Below are 18,093 nucleotides of genomic sequence, written 5' to 3' on the forward strand. Positions count from 1 at the left end.
CGCTTCGAGGTTCTCGGTGATTTCCTTGTACCGCTTGAGGTCGTTGCGGTCGAGCGCGACCTGTCGAATCTCGTCCGGCGCGGCCTGGATCACGGCGAGGAGGTCCGCGAGGACAGGGATGCCCTCGTGGTGCTCGTCCAGGTACTTGAGCGCCCGGTCGATGATCGTCTCCTCCCGGTCCGTGGGTGGCTGAGAGCGGAGGATCGTCAGGAGCGCTGCGATCATCGTGTGCCGGCGGCCGTGCGCGTCCGCGAGGACCTGAGCGGCGAGGCGCTGCGCCTTCACCGCACGCAGGTGCAGCTCCGTGGGGTCGCCGCCGCGAGCGTCGAGCTCCGCGGCTTGCTCGAGCACCTGGTCGGCGTCGTCGCGCAGGCGCTTCGCCGCGCTGGTCGCCTCGCCGGGGTCGAGGATGTTCAGGTAGCCGCGGTCGCGGCCGAGGGTGATGACCTGTCCCTCCATCGCCCGGATCAGGTCCACGTAGTCGGGCTTCAGATCCCCGAGGACCAGCGGAATGGTGCCGTACCCGGCGAGCCCGGTCGCCATGCGGCGGGTCAGCGAGGACTTCCCCAGGCCCGGCTTGCCGAGGACGAACATCGACGGGTTCGAGATGAGCTGCGCCCGCTGGAACCACGAAATCGGGTCCCACAGCACGGAGGCCCCGGTGGTGAGGTTCTTCCCCAGCGGCACACCGATCATGGGCGTGCCCGTTCCAACCGAGAACGGGTACAGCCCGCGCACCTGCACGGTCGTCGCGCGGAACTCATCGGCGGGCTGGATCGAGACGGCCTGTCCGCCGCCGCGGCCGAGCCATCCCGTCGACGTCGGCCGCATCGGCCGCTTCGGCGCCGATCCCTTCTCGGTCTTCTGCCTGCCGCCCTGGTGCGGGATCGCCCGCTTCTTCCGCGACCGCTTGGACGGCTTCTCTCGGGCGAGCGGCGAGGCCGCGGCGCGGGCCGCGGCACTCTCCTCCTGCGCCTTCCGGGTCCGGCGAGACACGCCCCGGCTGTCCGCCGTTGCTGACGCGGCAGCGTCCGCCGACGGGGAGCCGACCGCGCCTGTGGGAACGGCCGAGTCGAGCGCTTCGACGTCGCCGGCTTCCTCGCTCTGGTCGACGGCGCCGGTGGGCAGCTCGTCTCCGTCGACGGCAGCGATCGCGTCGGCGGGCTCGGTGTCGCGGTGGCGGGAGAAGAACTTGGTGGTGATGCTCACTGGGGGCCTCCAAGAAGGGTCGGAACGACGACAAAGTCGGGTGAGGGCTGAGGGTTAACCCGGGACGGCACCGGACGTGTGTCCAGTGCCGTCCTGGTGGTGGCGGGGTGTGTCACAGGATTTCCCGCAGTTCGTTGGGGATGCGCAGGTTCCGGGGCAGGACCAGCCCCAGCGGGAGGGCGGCGGCGAAGGCGGAGTCCTGCGAGCCGAACGCGGGCCGCATCCGCAGGCGGGCGGCTTTGGTGGAGGCCGAGGAGTTGAACTGGGCGGCGTTCAGGCCCGCCTCCACGAGCGCTGCGGCGCGGGCGGGGTCGATGGGCCGGTAGAGCAGGGTGACGCGCTTGCAGGCGATGTCACGGTGCGGTGCCAGAAGGCGAGCGAGGATGTTCGACTGGACCACGCCGCGCGGCGGCGCCGTCATCGTCCACGACGTCGACACCGCACCGTCGTGCCGGTACGAGTCCCACTGCGCTTCGGCGCCCGCCGGGCCGACGTCGGTCCAGGAGAGGTCCGCCATTTCGCCCTCTGCACGCGCCTGATCGATCAAGAGCGCCGCGTCCGGGTCGTACGCGGTACGGACCACCTCGCATAGCTCCTGCGCGCTCAGAGGGCGCGCTGCGCCCGCCCCCGTCGCCGCGAGAGAAGACGTCAAGCCGGGGCTGCGGGCGGAGAGGTCCGCGGCGACCTCCTTGGCGTTGCGGCGCTTCCCGTTGATCCGCGCGGTCGCCGTGAACGTCAGGGCGATGTAGGCGTGGATCGTGGCCGATCCGACCGGGTACGTCTCTACGACCTCTTGGAGCATTGCTCGCGCGAACAGCGGCGCGTCCGGATCCATCGACCCCTCGACCTCACCGCGCAGGCGCGTGCCCGTGTCGGGAGCCGTCTCGACCGTGACCGAGGCGGCCTCGATGCCGGGCTCGTCTCCGAGGTTGGCGAGCCAGATGCCGTATTCCGCGACCTGGTTGTTGATCTGCTCCTGATCCACCAGCGCGGCACCGTCCGGCTCCGTCGCCAGGACGACGGTGAAGTGCTTCGTCATCGGGGCGCTCGATGATGGAGCAGCGGATGATGCGCGTGTCCGAGCGGATGCCTGCCATTCCCGACGCCGCAAAGACCACGCCGGCACCGCAGCGGGGGAGTGCGGCGACGCCCAACCTGTCGGCGGAGGGTCGCCTGCTGATGCAGCGGCGCAACTCGAACCGCGGCTACGGGGAAGGGTCCCCGGTCCCGTCGAAGGTCGAGCGGACGGAGCGTATTCCGGTGGACGATCTGCCGCCGCTGATGCCGGGACGGGGACGCGACGATGACCGCGACCGATGACAGAGCCGATCACAACGAAGGGGAGCAATCATGAGTGACGCAGACGATGGCGGCGTGGAGGAAGACCTCAACGCAACCGCACGCACAGCACTGACCGTAGCGATGCAGATGGGCGAGAAGTTCGCGCGACTGCGCGAGGAGATGGCCCGAGACGCGCAGCGTCGAGACACGGACGCCGCGCGTGAGTTGTCGACACGGTTCGAGGCAGAGCGCTCCGTCGCACGCGCGCAGCTCGACGTCGTGAACCAGCTCGAGTGGTGGAACAACGCCACCATCCCCGACATCGCCCGGGTGGCCGAAACGGCGACCGCGTGGAAGGAATTCGAGCCCGCCGCAGCCGCGGCGTCTGATGTCATCGCGCGGGAGGTCCAGGAGCGGCACGGGGTGGACGTCACCACCCTTGTAGCCGACGAGCGCGCCAGTGCCGGTGAGGAGCGCACAGAAGCCGTGCAGCTCATTGCGGAAGCCGACCGACTCGACCGTGCAGCCACCCCGAACGAAGACCGCGATCGTCCCATGGATGTCGTCGATCAACTCGATCGCGAAGCCCGGACACAAGATCAGGACGCTCAGCGCGGCGGCGACGGAGGAGACGTCCCGAACGAGCTACGCGCCCAGTCGGTCAACGATGGTCAGCCGGTACGCCAGGGTTCCACGGAGTCGACGGCGCTGCGCGCCGACGCCGGTAACGCCTACGACAGCGCCGAGCGCCGCGAGGCGTACGCGGCGAGCCTGGCAGGCCCGGGCATCAGTGCCGAGGACATCACCGTGCGCATGCGCGCCTCCACCAACCAGGGCCGGCCCCCGCAGGACGCCGTGACCTCACTTAGCCGCACCGGCAACCGCACCTCGGCATCACCCCACACACCCACCCGCACACGGGAACGAGGTGACAGGAGCCGCTAAGCGGGCGTTGCGCCATCTAGCTTTGCATCTAGCGACATCGACGCCACCGCCATATTCAATGATCAAACTCGCCGCCGATCAGCTTTGGCTTCCGCCAGGGCCAGTGAAGGGCGACGGTTAGCGTTGAGTTAGCGAGCCGCCTCAGATTAGGCCGAGAGTCGTATCGCCGTAGTGCATCATCACGGTAGACGGTTCCTCGTCAAGTCTCTCGATGAAACCGGACGGGAGCTGCCACGCGCCATCAACGACGAGATTTCGCGTCACGCAAAGAAGCCGCCCATGGTAGGTGGCAAGCCAGAGGGTGTCGCTGACATCGGACAACTGTAGGAAGTAGAGCCACTCGACGCCCTCGATTGAATCAGTCGCGTCGTATGCGGGCTCCAAAGCTTGACCGGGCGAAAGGGCAACCGCGAACTCACCCTTGTTCACAATTCCTTCATCACCATCACCAAGACGAGCGCAGCACACCAGCTCCTCTTGAGCGGTGAACCACCAGAATGTATCCACAAAGCAAAAGGCGACTGACGAGTCGCGCAATGAAACGTCAATACCGCGAATAGCGCTATAAAGTTTATCGGTTGAGCGCAGGCGCCTTGACGCAGCCACAATGTCTGGATTGTTCTTTAGCGCGAAAGACAGTCGCTCCTCCCCGTTCGAATCCAGAACGTGTACTGTCAATTGGCGGTCCATTAGAACAATGTAGTCACGGCGAGCGGTGCTAATCGCACGGATCACGGCATAAGGAAGGTCTTGGTGAACAGGGGCAACCATGCCTGCAATTCGTACATACTCCGTCAGTTCCCCACCCCCTGGAGCCTGCCGAGGTTTACCAAATGCCCATCGAGCTCCTTCTTGATCGACCGTTTGCATCACTGTCCGCCCACTCTTCAGGTGAGCGGCGGGGCGCTGTCTAAAACGATCATGAGCGCCCGTTGCTGGAGCTCGAACTTGGTCTTCTGCGAAGGTTCCAACGGGTACAGCTACGGGGGATACATCTCGACGGAAGGTTCGGCCAGAAACTACAGGCTTCAAAGGCGCTGGACCCCAGCGGACAATTACCGGATTTGCTTCTTTGTGCACACTCAGTTCATTGTTCTTTTCCATCCAGTCGATCATGCGTGCCACGCGGCTACGATCTGGCTGGCTAACCTCGCGTTTAAGCGAATTTTAGTCGCAAATGGGCGATTTTTCTAGGATGTTTCTAAGTGTGGCAACTAGGCGTGCATCAGCTTTGTAGCGAGCAACATCTGGGACCTTCCAGCCGGGCTCCAATAACTGGATCCATTCGACCAATTCAGCCATTTTCTCTATCGCGTCTATTGCGCCAAATAGCGCGACCACGGCTCCGGCCTTTGAATCTATGACCGGAATGCTCGGCGGAAGGCCTACGGAAGGATGGCGCTCTTTGAAATAGACGAGCGCATCAGGGGCGCACTCTAAGCCATCCCGGATTCGGGCGAGTGCGGCGGCGTAACGCCGCTGAGCCATTTGCTCATTCATCTCGCACATCATCGAAAAGTAGCGATCTGACACTTCACGCCCAGCAGGCATCTCGCTCCGCTTCCGCTCGTTGCTTCGTGCGCATCAGCCTAACCCACACCAAACTGACGTTATCTCTATTAACGGAGAAGCTGGCAGGGCTGGGGAGGGGCTGAACCCCTGGCTAGCGACCTTCCAAGCAGGGCAGATCTAGATGCTGTAGTCCGCTCTGTTTCCAACTGTCTGAGCGACGGAGGACCTGAAGGCCGCTGCGAATCATCGATCAATCGCGCCGTCGCCCCCGAAGGAGAAGGATCTGGGCCAGCCAGAAAATGACGATGGCGCCACAGACTGGCCAGAACGAAATCGGTGCCAGGTGCACGAGAACGATCGCGGCAGACATCACCAGCAGCGCGACACTCACACGCAGTGCATGGGCACGACGCTCAGCAACACCCTTCGACGGCCGCCTACCGGTCTGCACCGGGTCAGGCGTTCCGGTGATCGACAAGGGCGGCACAGCCAACGAAAGCGGCTTCGGACTGGGCGGCGGGTCTTCGAACAGGGCAGGGTCAGTGGCGGGCGGCTGCTGTATGCGCACGGACGAACTCGGTTCACGTGAACTGCGCGTACCCATCGCGGGGGGAGAACCTGCTGTCACTCGGGGGGCGAGATGTCGGAGCCTGTCGATCGGACCCGTGCGCGGATCGATTACCACTCTGCTACGGAGGGCCTGAACGGAATCGTCAAAGCCGGACCGGGCGGCGATGCGAGACCAGAACCGTGCTGTCAACTGGTCGGAGTCAGCTCGTCCCGCCTTGAGTAGGCTCTCAATCATCGACGCGGACACGGCCTCAACATCGAGAGCTACGTCCACGACTGCGATCGCCGTTGCGCCATCGAGGCTGTGCAATACATTCGAGAATAGCTGAGCGCCGTCATCTCGACTGAGACAGGTCTGAAGCGCACGAATGGCACGGCCGCGATCAAGACCAATCAAATGGCCAGCGGTAGACCCCAGCGACGCGGCGAAGCCGGGACCGAGGAAGATTTGATCGAGAGCCCAGTCCTGGTATGCCGGGTTGACGTTCGCGAAAACGAGAACAAGTCCTGGAACTGCCGACCAAACTGGAAAATCTGACTGCGTCCCTCGCGACGCGAGGCGATCGAGATACCCCGGAAATACGCTTACGTGTGACGAGTCCAGTCCGCCATTACGCATAAGTACGTTAAGCCGATCCTCCAGCATTGAATCGAATGCTCCAGAATCGGCCGATCGCGCCAGCCCACGAAGCTCATAGTTCCACTGCGCAGGATCCATGAATGCTCGCGAGAGCTCCGAAGTTATCGCAGCAGCCAGCCGGCTACGCTGGTGGGAGGCAAGGCGATCCAAACGCACCCGAGTCGATAGCGCAGGTAGTTTGATCATGGCGCGTGCAAGCGCCAATCCTGCTGATGAGTCGGACATCAGCCAGTCACCAAATTCTGGCGAGTCAAGAATCGAAGCCATATCCTCGGAGCTTGCTTCCATAGGATGTAAAAGCAAAACTTCTCGAGCCCGAATCCAATGCACAAGGGCGTCAAAATCTGCATCCTCCGGCGGCTGCAACTTTAGTCGCCGGAGAGCAATGAGGCGATCGATGGTCTCCCCTTCGTTCAGATCCAGCGGTACCGTCAGGTCAGTCACGATCCATGTACGCCCGGCGGGAATCGTGCCGTACTCGGGATCCACGAATGCAACGTCCCAATTGGTCCGTCCGGGATCCACAGACGCGGTATCTATGTTTAGTTTGCGCGTCAAGCCCGTGGGTAGCAGACTGGCTGCCGCCTGCAGGAGAGGGATCGGATCTTCTCCGGGGACGACGATGCATAACGGCAATTTGCGGCGTGACCGGGTCAGCAATGCGCCTGCGAGGCTGCGTGCTAAGGGGGACGGCTCGACAAACTCGGGGGCGTGTAACGGAGCCGCGAGAACCGACATCGCAGGCTCGGCGGGCGCGTCAAAAGCCCATGTCGTAATCATCTGCGGTGAATTCGCAACAGTTATGGCCCCGGTTAAGTCGATCTGCTTCGAAGCGTCGCAGAGCAGGTGCACAACGTAGCGTCCACCTGGCCCCGAGGCGTCGCGAATGTACGACTTTCGGGCAATGATGCGCCCCCACTCAACTGTTACGATCTGAACAATTGTCGGCGGGTTCATAACACCCGATTCGAGATCGGCCAGATACTGTTGTGGGAGAAATTCTACGAATGGCTCCACGCCGCGAAGTGTCGTTGTTGTTGGTCCGGGCCAAGTAGGTGAAATGCCGACGATACTGAAACCCAGCCCCCCGGTTATGCCGGCGGCGGAGGACGAGTAGACCGCCTGGTCAAGTTGGATCATGGTTGTTATCGAGGCCATCAGGCTATCTCAGATGTCGAGCGCTGGCCGACGGTCGTCAGGTAACCGAGATTGAGCAGACCGATCAGCAGCGGATCACCGCTGTGGTCCGCACTCTCCGAACCTACGGCGGCACGACCCGAAGGCATGGCTCGAGATTCACTTGCCGGCGCGCCAACTCCGTCCTCATCGTGACCAATTCCGCCGATCGCAACAATGTGATACGGGAAACTGTAAACAGAAGCGGCATTGGTGGTTCCGACTGCCTCGATGTTCACCAGATAATCATTCAATTGGTCGTCCTGGTCGCGAATGCCAATTGCGTACTCCGAGAGAGTCGACCTTCGTAACGAACGTGGTTCGAGCACCTCGTTCGGAAAGTCCTTTGCACCACGCAGCCGGTCCGCCTTAGCTAGGGCAAAAATGACAGTCGGATCTTTATCCATCTGCGCCTCTCGCACGTCGGAGAGAGCTTTGGCGACAATATTCTGCGTCTTTACAGGCGTTTGTCCTTCTCGCATCATCCCCGAGCGGAGCGCGGACGGATCCACTTTCTCGCCCAGCGCAGGCGGTGGCACGAAGAACACCAAGATGTTCGCCCCGATGCTGAACTCGGTCGCCTGGTAGTAAGCCTTGTCGTCGCGGCCGTCGAGTTCCTCGCCCGCCGGATCGAAGATGACAAGCTGCAGTTCTCGCTGAACGCCGTCTTCGCTCGTGGTCTTGAGGCGAATGACTACACCCTGACGTCTGTCATCCGTATTCCGTTCGGGATTGCGTTCCGCGGTGCCGTCCGCCGAGACGAATGTTGTGTTAGTCGTAGTCCGCCCCAGACTCAAGGTCGGGGTGATTTTGCCGCCATACACCCGCTCGTAAAGGGCAAGTGAATGTGGATGCACGGAGCCAATAGCATACTCGCCGAACATTTGTGCCGCCAAACCCTGCACCAGGGCACGTACGAAGTGACTCTTGGAGGAGCCGCTTTGCCCCCATAAGGTGATGATGACTTGATCGTAATCGAACATGTCCTCCGGAATTGGGTCTCCGTTCGGGCAAAATGTTCCAATTCCCTTTCCTCGCCATACTGCGAGGGCTCGATTGTAAGCTGACTCGACGTAATCGTACCGCCGGGGTCGTTCTTCTGCGGGTTCACCGTCCATCAGATAGATGGGTTTGGGGAATCGTTCCTGGCATGCCGGACACATCTTATCAACGGGAGCGGACTGCGGTTCCTCGGCGGCCCGAGGCCGGAGCTTGAAAGGGTTGAACATCGAAGTCTCCTGAGGTCTAAATTAGACGGCACCTACGGCCGTAGGAGCCGGGCTAATCACGAGGCTGGATTGGATTTTGTCGATCAGCGCATTGTTTCTGGGGGCGAAGACGCCATCAGGACCAGGGTTAACGCGAACGTCGAGGACGATTCGGTGAGGGCCGACATCCGCGATGGCGAGGCGTTCGACTGATCCATCTTCGCGGTCGAACTCTTGCCAGTCTCTGACGGATCGGAGCACGACACCGGGCGGCACGAAATCTGGGACGTAGGTCAGAAAGCGCACTTCTATCGAGTCGTCCCCTTTGAGGCCTAGACGGGCAGCGGCGATCACCCCGGCGGTGAGCGGAGGTGCGGGCTCGACCGTCGCGCCGTCGGGCTGCGCGATGATGACGTCTTCTACTGTCGCCTGTTCGATGCTAGTCAGCCCCGCTACATCGACTGCGATCAGTGGTGGATCAATCCGTTTGTCGCTCGTGATCTGAATCGTACCGATCAGGATGCGGGCCTTATTTTCGATTGCCTCACTCTGCGCTGCCGGACAATCTCGCTGCTCGGACCAGGCAACGACGTCCGTGCCACCTATCTGCTCGATGAGTAGCCCGCGCGCGACGCTGGCGCGATAGATGGAGATTCTACTCACGCCTGACCCCGTAGATTCGGACGCACTGGCCACTGCGAAGGGTCGTCCTCCCAGGACGAGTCGGCCGGCATTACCGACCGGTGTCGCAGGCTGGAGCGCTGCGCGCATTACGAGAGCGCCGGAGCCGTCATACAGCGGTACGTTCGGGGCCGAAGGCCCAATCTCGCTGTGTGAGCCGTCCGTCGCGGCAACCACGTAGACGGTCGAGCAGGGTGCGGACGTCGAGCGTGCAGCCGCGACGAACATGCCGGTCGACGTAGTTGAGACATCAGTGGGCCAACCGGCCTCGGTCCAGAGAGAACCGCCGACGGTGGCGCCTTCGTCGTTCTCGACCAGGTCTAGCCAAGGGTCGATCGCTGGAATGCAGACTCGCGTGGTTGGTGCAGTGAACCTCAGCACCGTCGCCCCGCACGCCGCCGAGACGTCAGCGGCGCCGGGTTGTGCTTGTCCCATAATGAACTGAACTGCCCAGGTGATGAGCAAGATAAAAATACCGAAGACAGCGAGGCCGCGTGCCCATGAAACTGCGCTTCCACGCTGCGCGGGGTCCGTCGCGATCACGATGAGGACAACGACGAGGAATCCGACTGCAGAAAGGCCGAGCCAAGCGAACCATTGGGGCCAGTCCCAAAGCGGAAACGCAGGGTTTGCAGTCGGAAGGAGACTGAAAGCAGCGACAACGAGCGCCATCGCGAGTACGGGTGCGAGAACGGCCAATCCGGCCAACCCGGTTAGTCGCGCCACACCCGTCCATATCTGTGAGTGACTTGGCTCCTCATAATCACCGGTTGTGCGCGTGCTCACTATGCATACTGTTACGAGGGCGATGGCGACCGCCACGTAGTACAGCGGAAACCACTGCACCAACCATGCTGGCTCAAGCCCGACAATCGAGCCGAACCAGGCCGAGATGCCTGCAGCGATTACTACACCCAGTGTGGGTGCAACAACGCGACTGAGCCACCACTCTGTTCGCGCGCTGATCGGGGGTAGTGGTGCGGGTGGCGTCGGTTCGTTCATAGTCGTCGCACCCGGAACACTGAACTTCGTACTAGTGCGAGTCGGCTTAGGAGCGGCCTCTTGACCCCGCGGAGCTCGTCGTGCGCGTGGCGCCGGCACTGCCGACCATGATTTGAGCACGCCGTAGCGCGGGTCTCCCTCCGCATAGCGGGCTGGGAAGAGAATGTCGTGCAGATCGTGCTTTGCCATGAACTGGACAATCTGAGTTCGCAACTCGTCGACCAAGACGCCCACGTTGTTATCCACTTGGGCGTTCGGCCCCGGCTCGATTAATAGCAGGTCCACGATTTGCCGCAGCGCCGGCACGTCGGGAGTGGCGCGCTGTTCCGGTTCGAGACGGACCTCTCTTGGGTCAATGGTCGGCTGCTCCTTATAGTGCAGGCGCTCCCCTCGAAGAGTGAACGGCGTGCCGAAGTCGTCCGAGAGGAGAATATGGGCCGTCGCGCCGAGCGAGAAGAGATCGTCTGGAAGCCCGTTATGGCTTCGCCACTTTGAGCTGTCCGGTGACCACCGGTCGAGCGGCTGGACGAGAGGATAGCCCGTGCGAATACCGTCGGTTGTTGGGTCCCCGTACTCTTCGCCGTCTACGAAGGCGTGACTGAAGTCACCCATCAGCACAGAATGCGGTAGAACGCTGCCGCGCTCTTTGTCAGCGAACGGTACGAACAAATTGCTCGGGGTGAGGTCCCTGTGGCTGATATCGATGCTGTCGAGGTCTATGAGCGCGCGGTAAGCGGAGACGACGACGATCGCGACGTAGACGTCAACGTACTCATCCGGAACCCGGTCGAGGTAGGTTTTGACCGAAACTCCGGCGCGCTCGAGTACGAAACCGCAGGTCTTATCCTGTTCAATAGCATCCGGGTCACCGATCACATCGAAGCAGTGCATTAGCGTATGGCCTCGTCCGCTTCCATGCAGGCTGCGAGCAATTCGGTAGTAGGCTGCCCGCTCCGCTTTACGCGCTTTTGGGATGTCGGTAGTCCCCATGTAAGCCTCACCGGGGGTCGGAACAAACTTCACCGCAAGTGGTCGCGCGTCGCCCAACCATGCGGCCCCGTCCTCGCTCGTGAGCCGGTATTCGGCCGGGAAGGCTCTGGACGAGCCGCCTACGCCCAGCGGGTTCGAGCGGTTTACCAGGATCTGGGCGCCGGACGAACTCAGATAAAATTCGTCCGCTGACGACGCGCCTCCAGGCGGAATGGGTGCCTCATCGGTCGGGGGGATGATTTCGGTCATCGGCTTGCTCCGTGGGCCTCGATGGTGAGCAACAGAATGGTGGCGTTGTCGTCGATACCGATTTCACCCGCGGCGCGGAGAATTTCGTCGACGCGAGCGAGTTCGGATATTTCGGAGCGCGACGCGATATCCACCAACTTTTGCAAGCCGAGCGGGCCGTAAACACCGTCCGAGACCGCGAGGACGATGTCGCCGTCGCATGGAACGACAACTGAGACGTCCGGGGCAAATACGGCGCGGGCGCTCAACATTCGCGTGAGCGAAGTTGAGGCCGCGGACTCCGGCCGCGCACTCGAATCCAGCGCATACTGCTCATTGGCTCGATTGTGCGGGCGAGAGAGGTGGAGGATGCTGCCACCTCGAAGCAGGGCGATGAGGCTGTCGCCCACCGAGGTGAGCCAGAGTAGTTCGCCCGGGCCGAGAATTGCAGCGACGGCTGTAGTGCCAATGGGATTGCCCTTATTCAGAAGTCGGTCTCGTATCTTTCGCGGGGCATCTAGGAACGCGGCCGGGAATGCTTGCGCCTCGTAGTCGTGAAGGTCTGTGTAGTAGTCGACCGCCGTGTCGGCGGCCGGCCGGGCGCGCTCGTCTTCCCCTGCCCCGTCGGCAACGACCGCCCAGCGTGGTCCCCAGCTGTAAGAGTCGTTCTGCCGGGCGCGGCGGCCAACAACCTGTGCGCCGATGCCGACAAAAACCATCTCGGATTGTTCCGCCGGTTCCTGATCTGTGGCACGCAAACCTTCAAAAGCCATTCTTCATCGCCACCTCTCGACGTTTCACTGCTCGAGCAAATGCATTGACCTCGAAATCTGTGAATACCCCTACCTCATGTAGCTGGTTCGCGAGCCGACGACATCCTGCGAGCCCAGAACCGAGATCACGAGAGGTAAGGATTTCGTCGATCGGCACGAGTGGATCCGCGCCGTCCGACTCAGCGACGACCGCTATAAAGAGCGAGCGCATGTGTGAGCGCAGTCTTTGCGGCGAGTTCAACGAGCTCTTGTCCCGACTGTGGTCGTCCGCTACGACACCCAGGTCGTCCAAAAGATTCGGCACCGAAGCCCCAGTCGGGTCCGCCCCCATTGCGAAGAGGTAGTAGTGAGCGACAGCGGCGGCGCGCCAAGCGTCCCAATGCAGCGGGTTAGTCAGGAACAGTTCAGCACGCAATAATGCTCCGAGCTGTTCGACACGCTCACGCCACGGCTGCGGCTCAGTGCCGGGACTCGAAGCCATCGTCGCATCGGCACCTGCTCCAATCCGTACGGTAAAAGCGTGCTTGAGGGACGACGGCCTCAGACCTTGGCGCTGAAAGCCCTCGAGTTGCTCGCCCTCTCTCAACTCGCGCCAGATGCCTGAGGTCAGCGCCGTTGTAGGTCCCTGGCCAACGTGAACCGGCCAGTCAGCCGGAACTCCGGCTCGAGTCGTCGCTCTGACCGACCGGGCGTGATCCCATTCGGGGGAGGCCTCCAGAACGACCCAGTCCCGCGGTACGTGCATAGCGTGTACGCCCATCCCGTACGGAGCGTCTATCCGGAGTGCCCGCGGCGCTGTCGACCGCCGGTCGTCAGACGGAGCACCGATCACGGCGCATTGGCCCGCTTCGAGCGAGAATGTCACCGGTTCAGGTTCTGCGCCACTCGAGTCAGGACGCACGTTGTCTGCCGCAGGTATGAGCTCGACGGAGATCCGAGGAAAGGACTCCCGTTGCCACGCCGTCCTGTTCAGCATGTGAACTTCTCCTCAGTCTTCGGCAACGCGGAAATGATCTCCGCTGCGGGCTGCACCGCTTGGTTGCTCTCCTCTAGCCCAACGTCATGCACCAACACAGTAACGATCCACCGGTCATCCAGCACGGCGGTGGTCCACGAATCTATCGAGGAGATCACGCCGTCAACCGGGATTTCAGCGCTCCCAGTCTTCGCGACGACGGTTCCCATGTCCCCGACGCTGGCGCCGAGGTATCTGGCAGTGCCGTCCTCAGCGGCCGCCTGCATACCGGCAAGCACCTGCTCCGCGGTTTCTTGCGGGATCAAACCGCCGTAGGTCTTCTCAGCCGGGATGTCGCGAGGACCGGTGCTGTCGCAGATGCCAGCATTGATGTGCGGCGCGGGTGCCACTTTGCCCGCGGCTGATGCGACCAAGACCGACACCATCGCAGTGATTGACAGGGGGTTCGCCCGGACGGATTCCTGTCCGATCGCGGAGAGCGACGCTTCTTGCGTCGTAGGATTCGTCCTAAAGCCGAGAGCCGCGTTCACGACTGATCCTCCGTCGTACCAGGTATCGTCGCCATCCACCCCGAAATACGTCTCCGCAACTTCCTGCAATCGGGCGGCTCCGATCTGCTGAGCGATATACATAGCGGTCGTATTGCACGATTGCCGAAGCATTGTCAAGATCGTGGGGTCGTCGCAGATGAAGCCGCCGCTATTGATGAAGGTCGCGCCATCGATCGTCATTACTTCTAAAGGCGCGCCGCTGGTATCCACGTTGTCCAATAGTGCCGCAGTCGCCGTGACGATTTTGAAGATGGAGCCTGGCGGCGTACCGCCGAGACGCGAAGGACTATCCGGCACCGTTCCGTCGGCCGCCATCTGTTCGAGTGTCGGCTGTTCGCTCGAGTAGAGGGCGACGATGGACCCCGTCGTGGCGTCCTCGACAACTGCCGAACCGCGAACCCCATCGAGCGCCGTTTGCGCCGCCAACTGCACGTCATGGTCGAGCGTCAGTACGATGTCCGCTGGTCGCACTGGCTCCTGGAAAAAGGAATTGATCACGTCCAGCGGCTGCAATCGATCTCCCTCCGTAAGGATGAGAGAGTCCACGTCTTCGACACCATGATCGAAGGATCTAGGGAGGAAGATGCCGATGTCAGAGTAGAGTGCTCCATCCGGATAAACGCGTGCTAAAGCACCGTCGACGTAGGCGTTCTCTGCGAGCACGTGCTTGTCAATAGTGCTGATGGTCCCGCGTTCGGACACCAAAGCGTAGTCCTCTGCCGCGGGGCGAATGGCTCCAGTGCCGACGAGCAAAGAGCCGAGCACGATCAGCGCGCCCGCCAGGTTGGCCCAGCGGCCGACCAGCGGCCCGGGCCAACGCTCCTCGGCCGAGCCGGCCGGAGCCACAAGAGCTGGCGACGCAGCCCCGATCGCGATCCCAATCGCAAGGGCTGACGGAACGACCGCTGAGAATGAAACCACCAAGAAGGGCATACTCAATCCCGTCAGCGGAAGCAGCCCGATGTTGCCCAGCAGCAGATAAGTGGTCTGAAAGACCAACATGGCGCACAGAGCGGTTGCTAGAACCGCGGGAACTCCGTCGGCTCGGGCGGCCCTCCGGGAAATCATCCCGATCGCGAGCACGATAGAGGTCGCGATCATAGCCAGCGTTAGTATGCCGAGGTCGGAACCGACAATGGCAGGGAGATAGTCGGATGCGCCAGCCGGAACCGAACGCGCGTTGGAAACGGACGAGGAGCCAATTCCTTGGCCAACGATCCCACCCGACTGCAGCGCGCTCAGAGCGGTCCCGAGCTGATTGTCAGGGTCGATTAGATTGAGAAACCGATTCCTCGTGTTGGAGCTGAGAAACCCGGCTATAACGACTGCCGCGAGCAGGACCGTACCCGTCACAATCAGCGACATGCGCGCGGATGCCTGTAAATCCCGCCAACGCCACCTGCGCCGACGCGCGAACGCGATCGTCGCTACAAGAACGGCGACGCTCATCACGAGGAAGCCGCCCTTATCGACTCCGAGCAGGAGCAACATGTTGAGCGCGATTACCGTGAACGGGGCAAGTCGGCTCCGAAGCGAACGAGGAACATGGCCACTTCGCGGTGTGACGAACGCCGCAAGCAGGAGCGCAAACGAAATAACAACAGCGATACGAGTGAACTCGCCGACCTGTATTGAGCGCCCGCCAGGCAACCCGAGGGTACCCGCCAAGAGGTCCGAAGCACTTAGCGAAAGCGCTGGGAGACTCCGAAGCACGAGAGCAGCACTAGCTAGTAGCACCCCTGCTCGCCGCAGCCCCACCGAGTCCAGCGCAACTCTTCCCATCGCCGCTCGAGTACACCATGCGCCGAGTGGAATTAGGAGAACGGCGACGACCAGGATGGTCGAGATCTCGGCGTTGTCGGCTCCCAGCCGTACCTGGGCGGCGACGCCAATCGAACCGACTGACGAAAGTGCAACGACGCTGACTAGAGCCAGACCGCGCAGAGCGACCACCGCGATCAGAACAGCGGCGGCGAGCGCGACTGCCGCCGTAAGGTAGTCGCCGGGTAGTTCGATAGTGACCACGAGCAACATGATTGCGGGAACGAGTGCCGAAGCCAGGAAGCTACCGAACTTACGCACCAGCGCCGGCGCCTCTGCTGCTGCTGCGCGACCGAGCGAAGTTGTCGCGCTCGTAACTCGACCGCCGGTCATCGGCCAACAGCCGAATTAATGGCGAGCGTGATCCGTGATTTTGCATTCGCACCCAGCACGATTTCGTCGCCCGGCAGCAAGACGAGAAAATCAGGCGAGTGATCGATCTCTTTTCCCTGGCGCAGTACGCGAGTCACCTGAGTGCTCAAGGTCTCCATGATTGCCTCTGTGCGACCGAAGCGAATCGTTGCGTGCTTTCGAGAGACGTCCGTTCTGTGGGGCGCAATGCGGGCCCAAGATTCGGCATCGCGGCCAATCAGTTTCGAGGATCCGTCACCCCACGCACGCAACATAGCAAAGGAATCGGGGCTCGCTAAGAATGCAATCCACTCGGTAATTGGGTCGCCTTCGGCCTCATTCGCAGCAACACGCCTGAACTGGTCGGGGTCCGGGGTTGGAATCACTTCTGTGGGCGGCTCGACCACGAGCTCTGTCATGACGTCGTCGGCGGACGCTGCTCTTAGGTGCTCCAGCGCTGTAACAGGTGCCGCTAGCTGGGCGCTTCGAGGTTCCTTCACGAAACGCCATGGGCTACCCTCATCATTTGTAATGATGCAAGCCGTAAAACCCGTAGAGGGTCTGATTCTTAAGGATGACACCGGCGCAGCGTCGATGCCGAGCCGTTCTGCGCGATCCTTTATCGCGAAACCGAGCGCGCGAGCTGCATGCGCCTCGTACATCTCGAGATTCGCGTCCAGCTGCGCCCGCTTCGCGACGCTGAGACGTAGATGCACCCAGGTCCGCGCGACCACGCGATTACCGATCACGTCCGTTCCTGAACGCGCAGCGCCCTCGATCACACGGGCGATCCCGTCGGCTGACCGGTTCAGGCGGCGAGCGATGGCGTCAGGCAGACGCGCACTGAGCGTGGACCCTTGAGACTCAACCAGAACCGCGAGGCAGAACGCGGTGAATGCGATCAAAAGCACCCAGGCCGTCACGTGCTGCCACATGAGCTGCCCCCTTCAGTCGACTGCGTGTAGAGTCTGGCCGAGTAAGCGCCTCCGTAGGTTGCGGAGTTCCGCACCGCCTCGGCCTGCTCGCTGGTGGATGGATACAACGGTCTACGAAGGGCCGGTCGAAGTCGCAGGCGCGACATCGACCAGCGGGGCACGGGGAGGGACGATCCGGTTTGAACTCCTCGAACAGGGCCACGACACGAGGTGGACGCGTTCGGTCTGTGATCTGGGCGGCCACGCTCCTAACGCTCGTCGCCGCGGTTGTCAGCTCCTGGGTCTGGGCCTCGGCCGATCCGCGAGGCGTCTCAAACTGGTTAGTACCTGAGGAGGAAGCTGCGGTGCCGACGACGGTACCCACGCTAGGTTCGGCCCGTTTCGCCGTCGGAGACTGCGTGTCAACTGCGGGCGTGTACGAAACGACGATCATCGCTCGCGCTGACTGCGCAGCTACGAACGCGGGCTTCCGGGTGGTTTCTGCTACGCCGTCCGCCGATCCGATGGCGGATTGCAGTCCATACGGATCTGAATCCGTTGTGGAGACAGCAGTGCTGTTCTCGCTTCGCTACTGCCTACAGCGGAACTACGTTGTCGGTCAGTGCGTCTATATCAACGACGATGGCAGTAAATTCTGGCCGAGATCTAACCCGCCCTGCGACGTAGTTCCCTCCGTCCCCTACTCGGGTGTGGCGACGGTAACGGGCGCTCAACCCAACTCAGCCGCGCCTTGCCCTGATGATTCATGGACCTGGAATGATTTTGAGAATCCTGCCGTCGGCTTGTGCGTGGACCCCGGTGAGGATGACTAGCCTCATTTCCGATGAGCGGACCCTGCTCTCTCGCACGCCAGCTGATCGCGGGGGATCCGGCGATTATGGCGATGCACGGTGAGTCGGTGCTTGACTGCGAGGCTGCGCGGGCGATCGCGAAGATGCTGACCCGTAACCGGGACATGTTCGACGTCGATGTGACCCGTCAGGTGAAGGTGTTCGATCCGGAGACGGGCGAGCAGACCGGCACCGAGCGGGTGAAGTCCGATGTGTGGCATTGCTCGCTCTCGCTGCGCGCCGAGGAGGGCCAGCTCACGGACGAGCAGTGGGGTCGGATCGCGACGGATTTCGTTGACCGGATGGGGTTCGCGGGGGACTCGTCGGGCAGGGCTGACTGCCAGTGGATCGCGGTGCGTCACGGGGTCTCGGGGTGGAGGTGACCACGCTCGTAGCCGACGAGCGGGCCAGTGC

Annotated in this window: 13 protein-coding genes and 1 pseudogene; 3 read left to right on the forward strand and 11 right to left on the reverse strand. The window is 62.2% G+C overall.

What is annotated here, in order from left to right:
- Positions 1-1,209, reverse strand: a pseudogene (locus tag C5D36_RS04675) (hypothetical protein); the annotation flags it as partial.
- Positions 1,210-1,321: 112 nt separating this feature from the next.
- Positions 1,322-2,248, reverse strand: coding sequence for an SCO6880 family protein (locus tag C5D36_RS04680; RefSeq protein WP_104295304.1), 927 nt, complete (start codon positions 2,246-2,248; stop codon positions 1,322-1,324).
- 11 nt (positions 2,249-2,259) lie between these two features.
- Between C5D36_RS04680 and C5D36_RS04685 the strand changes: the two genes are divergently transcribed.
- Together C5D36_RS04685 and C5D36_RS04690 are read left to right on the forward strand one after the other, a co-directional pair.
- Positions 2,260-2,529: a hypothetical protein gene (locus C5D36_RS04685; protein ID WP_104295305.1), complete on the forward strand. Its 270-nt coding sequence runs from the start codon at positions 2,260-2,262 to the stop codon at positions 2,527-2,529.
- 30 nt (positions 2,530-2,559) lie between these two features.
- Complete coding sequence (locus tag C5D36_RS04690) at positions 2,560-3,435, forward strand: hypothetical protein (RefSeq protein ID WP_146083695.1); 876 nt, start codon at positions 2,560-2,562, stop codon at positions 3,433-3,435.
- Between the two features lie 141 nt (positions 3,436-3,576).
- On the opposite strand, the gene C5D36_RS16515 is transcribed toward C5D36_RS04690, so the two are convergent.
- From C5D36_RS16515 to C5D36_RS16545, 9 genes are all read right to left on the reverse strand, one after another.
- Positions 3,577-4,560 carry a hypothetical protein gene (locus C5D36_RS16515; protein ID WP_146083696.1) on the reverse strand — a complete coding sequence of 328 codons (984 nt, stop codon included), beginning with the start codon at positions 4,558-4,560 and terminating at the stop codon, positions 3,577-3,579.
- A 42-nt stretch (positions 4,561-4,602) separates the two neighbouring features.
- A complete protein-coding gene (locus C5D36_RS16520; protein WP_146083697.1) occupies positions 4,603-4,935 on the reverse strand; it encodes a hypothetical protein in 333 nt (110 codons plus the stop codon).
- Positions 4,936-5,197: 262 nt separating this feature from the next.
- Positions 5,198-7,297 carry a hypothetical protein gene (locus C5D36_RS16525; RefSeq protein ID WP_146083698.1) on the reverse strand — a complete coding sequence of 700 codons (2,100 nt, stop codon included), beginning with the start codon at positions 7,295-7,297 and terminating at the stop codon, positions 5,198-5,200.
- 17 nt (positions 7,298-7,314) lie between these two features.
- On the reverse strand, positions 7,315-8,316 hold the full coding sequence (locus tag C5D36_RS16530; RefSeq protein WP_146083699.1) for a hypothetical protein: 1,002 nt from the start codon (positions 8,314-8,316) through the stop codon (positions 7,315-7,317).
- Between the two features lie 267 nt (positions 8,317-8,583).
- Positions 8,584-11,463 carry a hypothetical protein gene (locus C5D36_RS16535; RefSeq protein WP_146083700.1) on the reverse strand — a complete coding sequence of 960 codons (2,880 nt, stop codon included), beginning with the start codon at positions 11,461-11,463 and terminating at the stop codon, positions 8,584-8,586.
- Complete coding sequence (locus C5D36_RS04705) at positions 11,460-12,215, reverse strand: PP2C family serine/threonine-protein phosphatase (RefSeq protein ID WP_104295309.1); 756 nt, start codon at positions 12,213-12,215, stop codon at positions 11,460-11,462. The genes C5D36_RS16535 and C5D36_RS04705 overlap by 4 nt, the downstream gene beginning before the upstream one ends.
- Positions 12,205-12,696, reverse strand: a complete 492-nt coding sequence (locus C5D36_RS16540) for a hypothetical protein (protein ID WP_146083701.1) — start codon at positions 12,694-12,696, stop codon at positions 12,205-12,207. Before C5D36_RS16540 ends, C5D36_RS04705 begins: the two co-directional genes overlap by 11 nt.
- 488 nt (positions 12,697-13,184) lie before the next feature.
- Entirely contained in the window at positions 13,185-15,767 is a 2,583-nt protein-coding gene (locus tag C5D36_RS04710; protein ID WP_181072772.1) for an FtsW/RodA/SpoVE family cell cycle protein, read from the reverse strand.
- Positions 15,768-15,892: 125 nt separating this feature from the next.
- Entirely contained in the window at positions 15,893-16,849 is a 957-nt protein-coding gene (locus tag C5D36_RS16545) for an FHA domain-containing protein (protein WP_146083702.1), read from the reverse strand.
- A gap of 823 nt (positions 16,850-17,672) precedes the next feature.
- Between C5D36_RS16545 and C5D36_RS04715 the strand changes: the two genes are divergently transcribed.
- A complete protein-coding gene (locus tag C5D36_RS04715; RefSeq protein WP_104295311.1) occupies positions 17,673-18,062 on the forward strand; it encodes a relaxase/mobilization nuclease domain-containing protein in 390 nt (129 codons plus the stop codon).
- Positions 18,063-18,093 lie beyond the last annotated feature (31 nt).

Origin of the sequence: Rathayibacter sp. AY1C6, assembly GCF_002931535.1 — a bacterium.
Lineage (GTDB): Bacteria > Actinomycetota > Actinomycetes > Actinomycetales > Microbacteriaceae > Rathayibacter.

Excerpts from the sequence above, each read along its gene's own strand:
- C5D36_RS16525 (WP_146083698.1), bottom strand. The coding sequence starts at position 7,297 with ATGATCCAACTTGACCAGGCGGTCTACTCGTCCTCCGCCGCCGGCATA.
- C5D36_RS04690 (WP_146083695.1), top strand. The coding sequence starts at position 2,560 with ATGAGTGACGCAGACGATGGCGGCGTGGAGGAAGACCTCAACGCAACC.
- C5D36_RS04715 (WP_104295311.1), top strand. The coding sequence starts at position 17,673 with ATGAGCGGACCCTGCTCTCTCGCACGCCAGCTGATCGCGGGGGATCCG.
- C5D36_RS04705 (WP_104295309.1), bottom strand. The coding sequence starts at position 12,215 with ATGGCTTTTGAAGGTTTGCGTGCCACAGATCAGGAACCGGCGGAACAA.
- C5D36_RS16540 (WP_146083701.1), bottom strand. The coding sequence starts at position 12,696 with ATGGCTTCGAGTCCCGGCACTGAGCCGCAGCCGTGGCGTGAGCGTGTC.
- C5D36_RS04680 (WP_104295304.1), bottom strand. The coding sequence starts at position 2,248 with ATGACGAAGCACTTCACCGTCGTCCTGGCGACGGAGCCGGACGGTGCC.
- C5D36_RS16545 (WP_146083702.1), bottom strand. The coding sequence starts at position 16,849 with ATGTGGCAGCACGTGACGGCCTGGGTGCTTTTGATCGCATTCACCGCG.
- C5D36_RS16535 (WP_146083700.1), bottom strand. The coding sequence starts at position 11,463 with ATGACCGAAATCATCCCCCCGACCGATGAGGCACCCATTCCGCCTGGA.
- C5D36_RS16520 (WP_146083697.1), bottom strand. The coding sequence starts at position 4,935 with ATGAATGAGCAAATGGCTCAGCGGCGTTACGCCGCCGCACTCGCCCGA.
- C5D36_RS16530 (WP_146083699.1), bottom strand. The coding sequence starts at position 8,316 with ATGTTCGATTACGATCAAGTCATCATCACCTTATGGGGGCAAAGCGGC.
- C5D36_RS04685 (WP_104295305.1), top strand. The coding sequence starts at position 2,260 with ATGATGGAGCAGCGGATGATGCGCGTGTCCGAGCGGATGCCTGCCATT.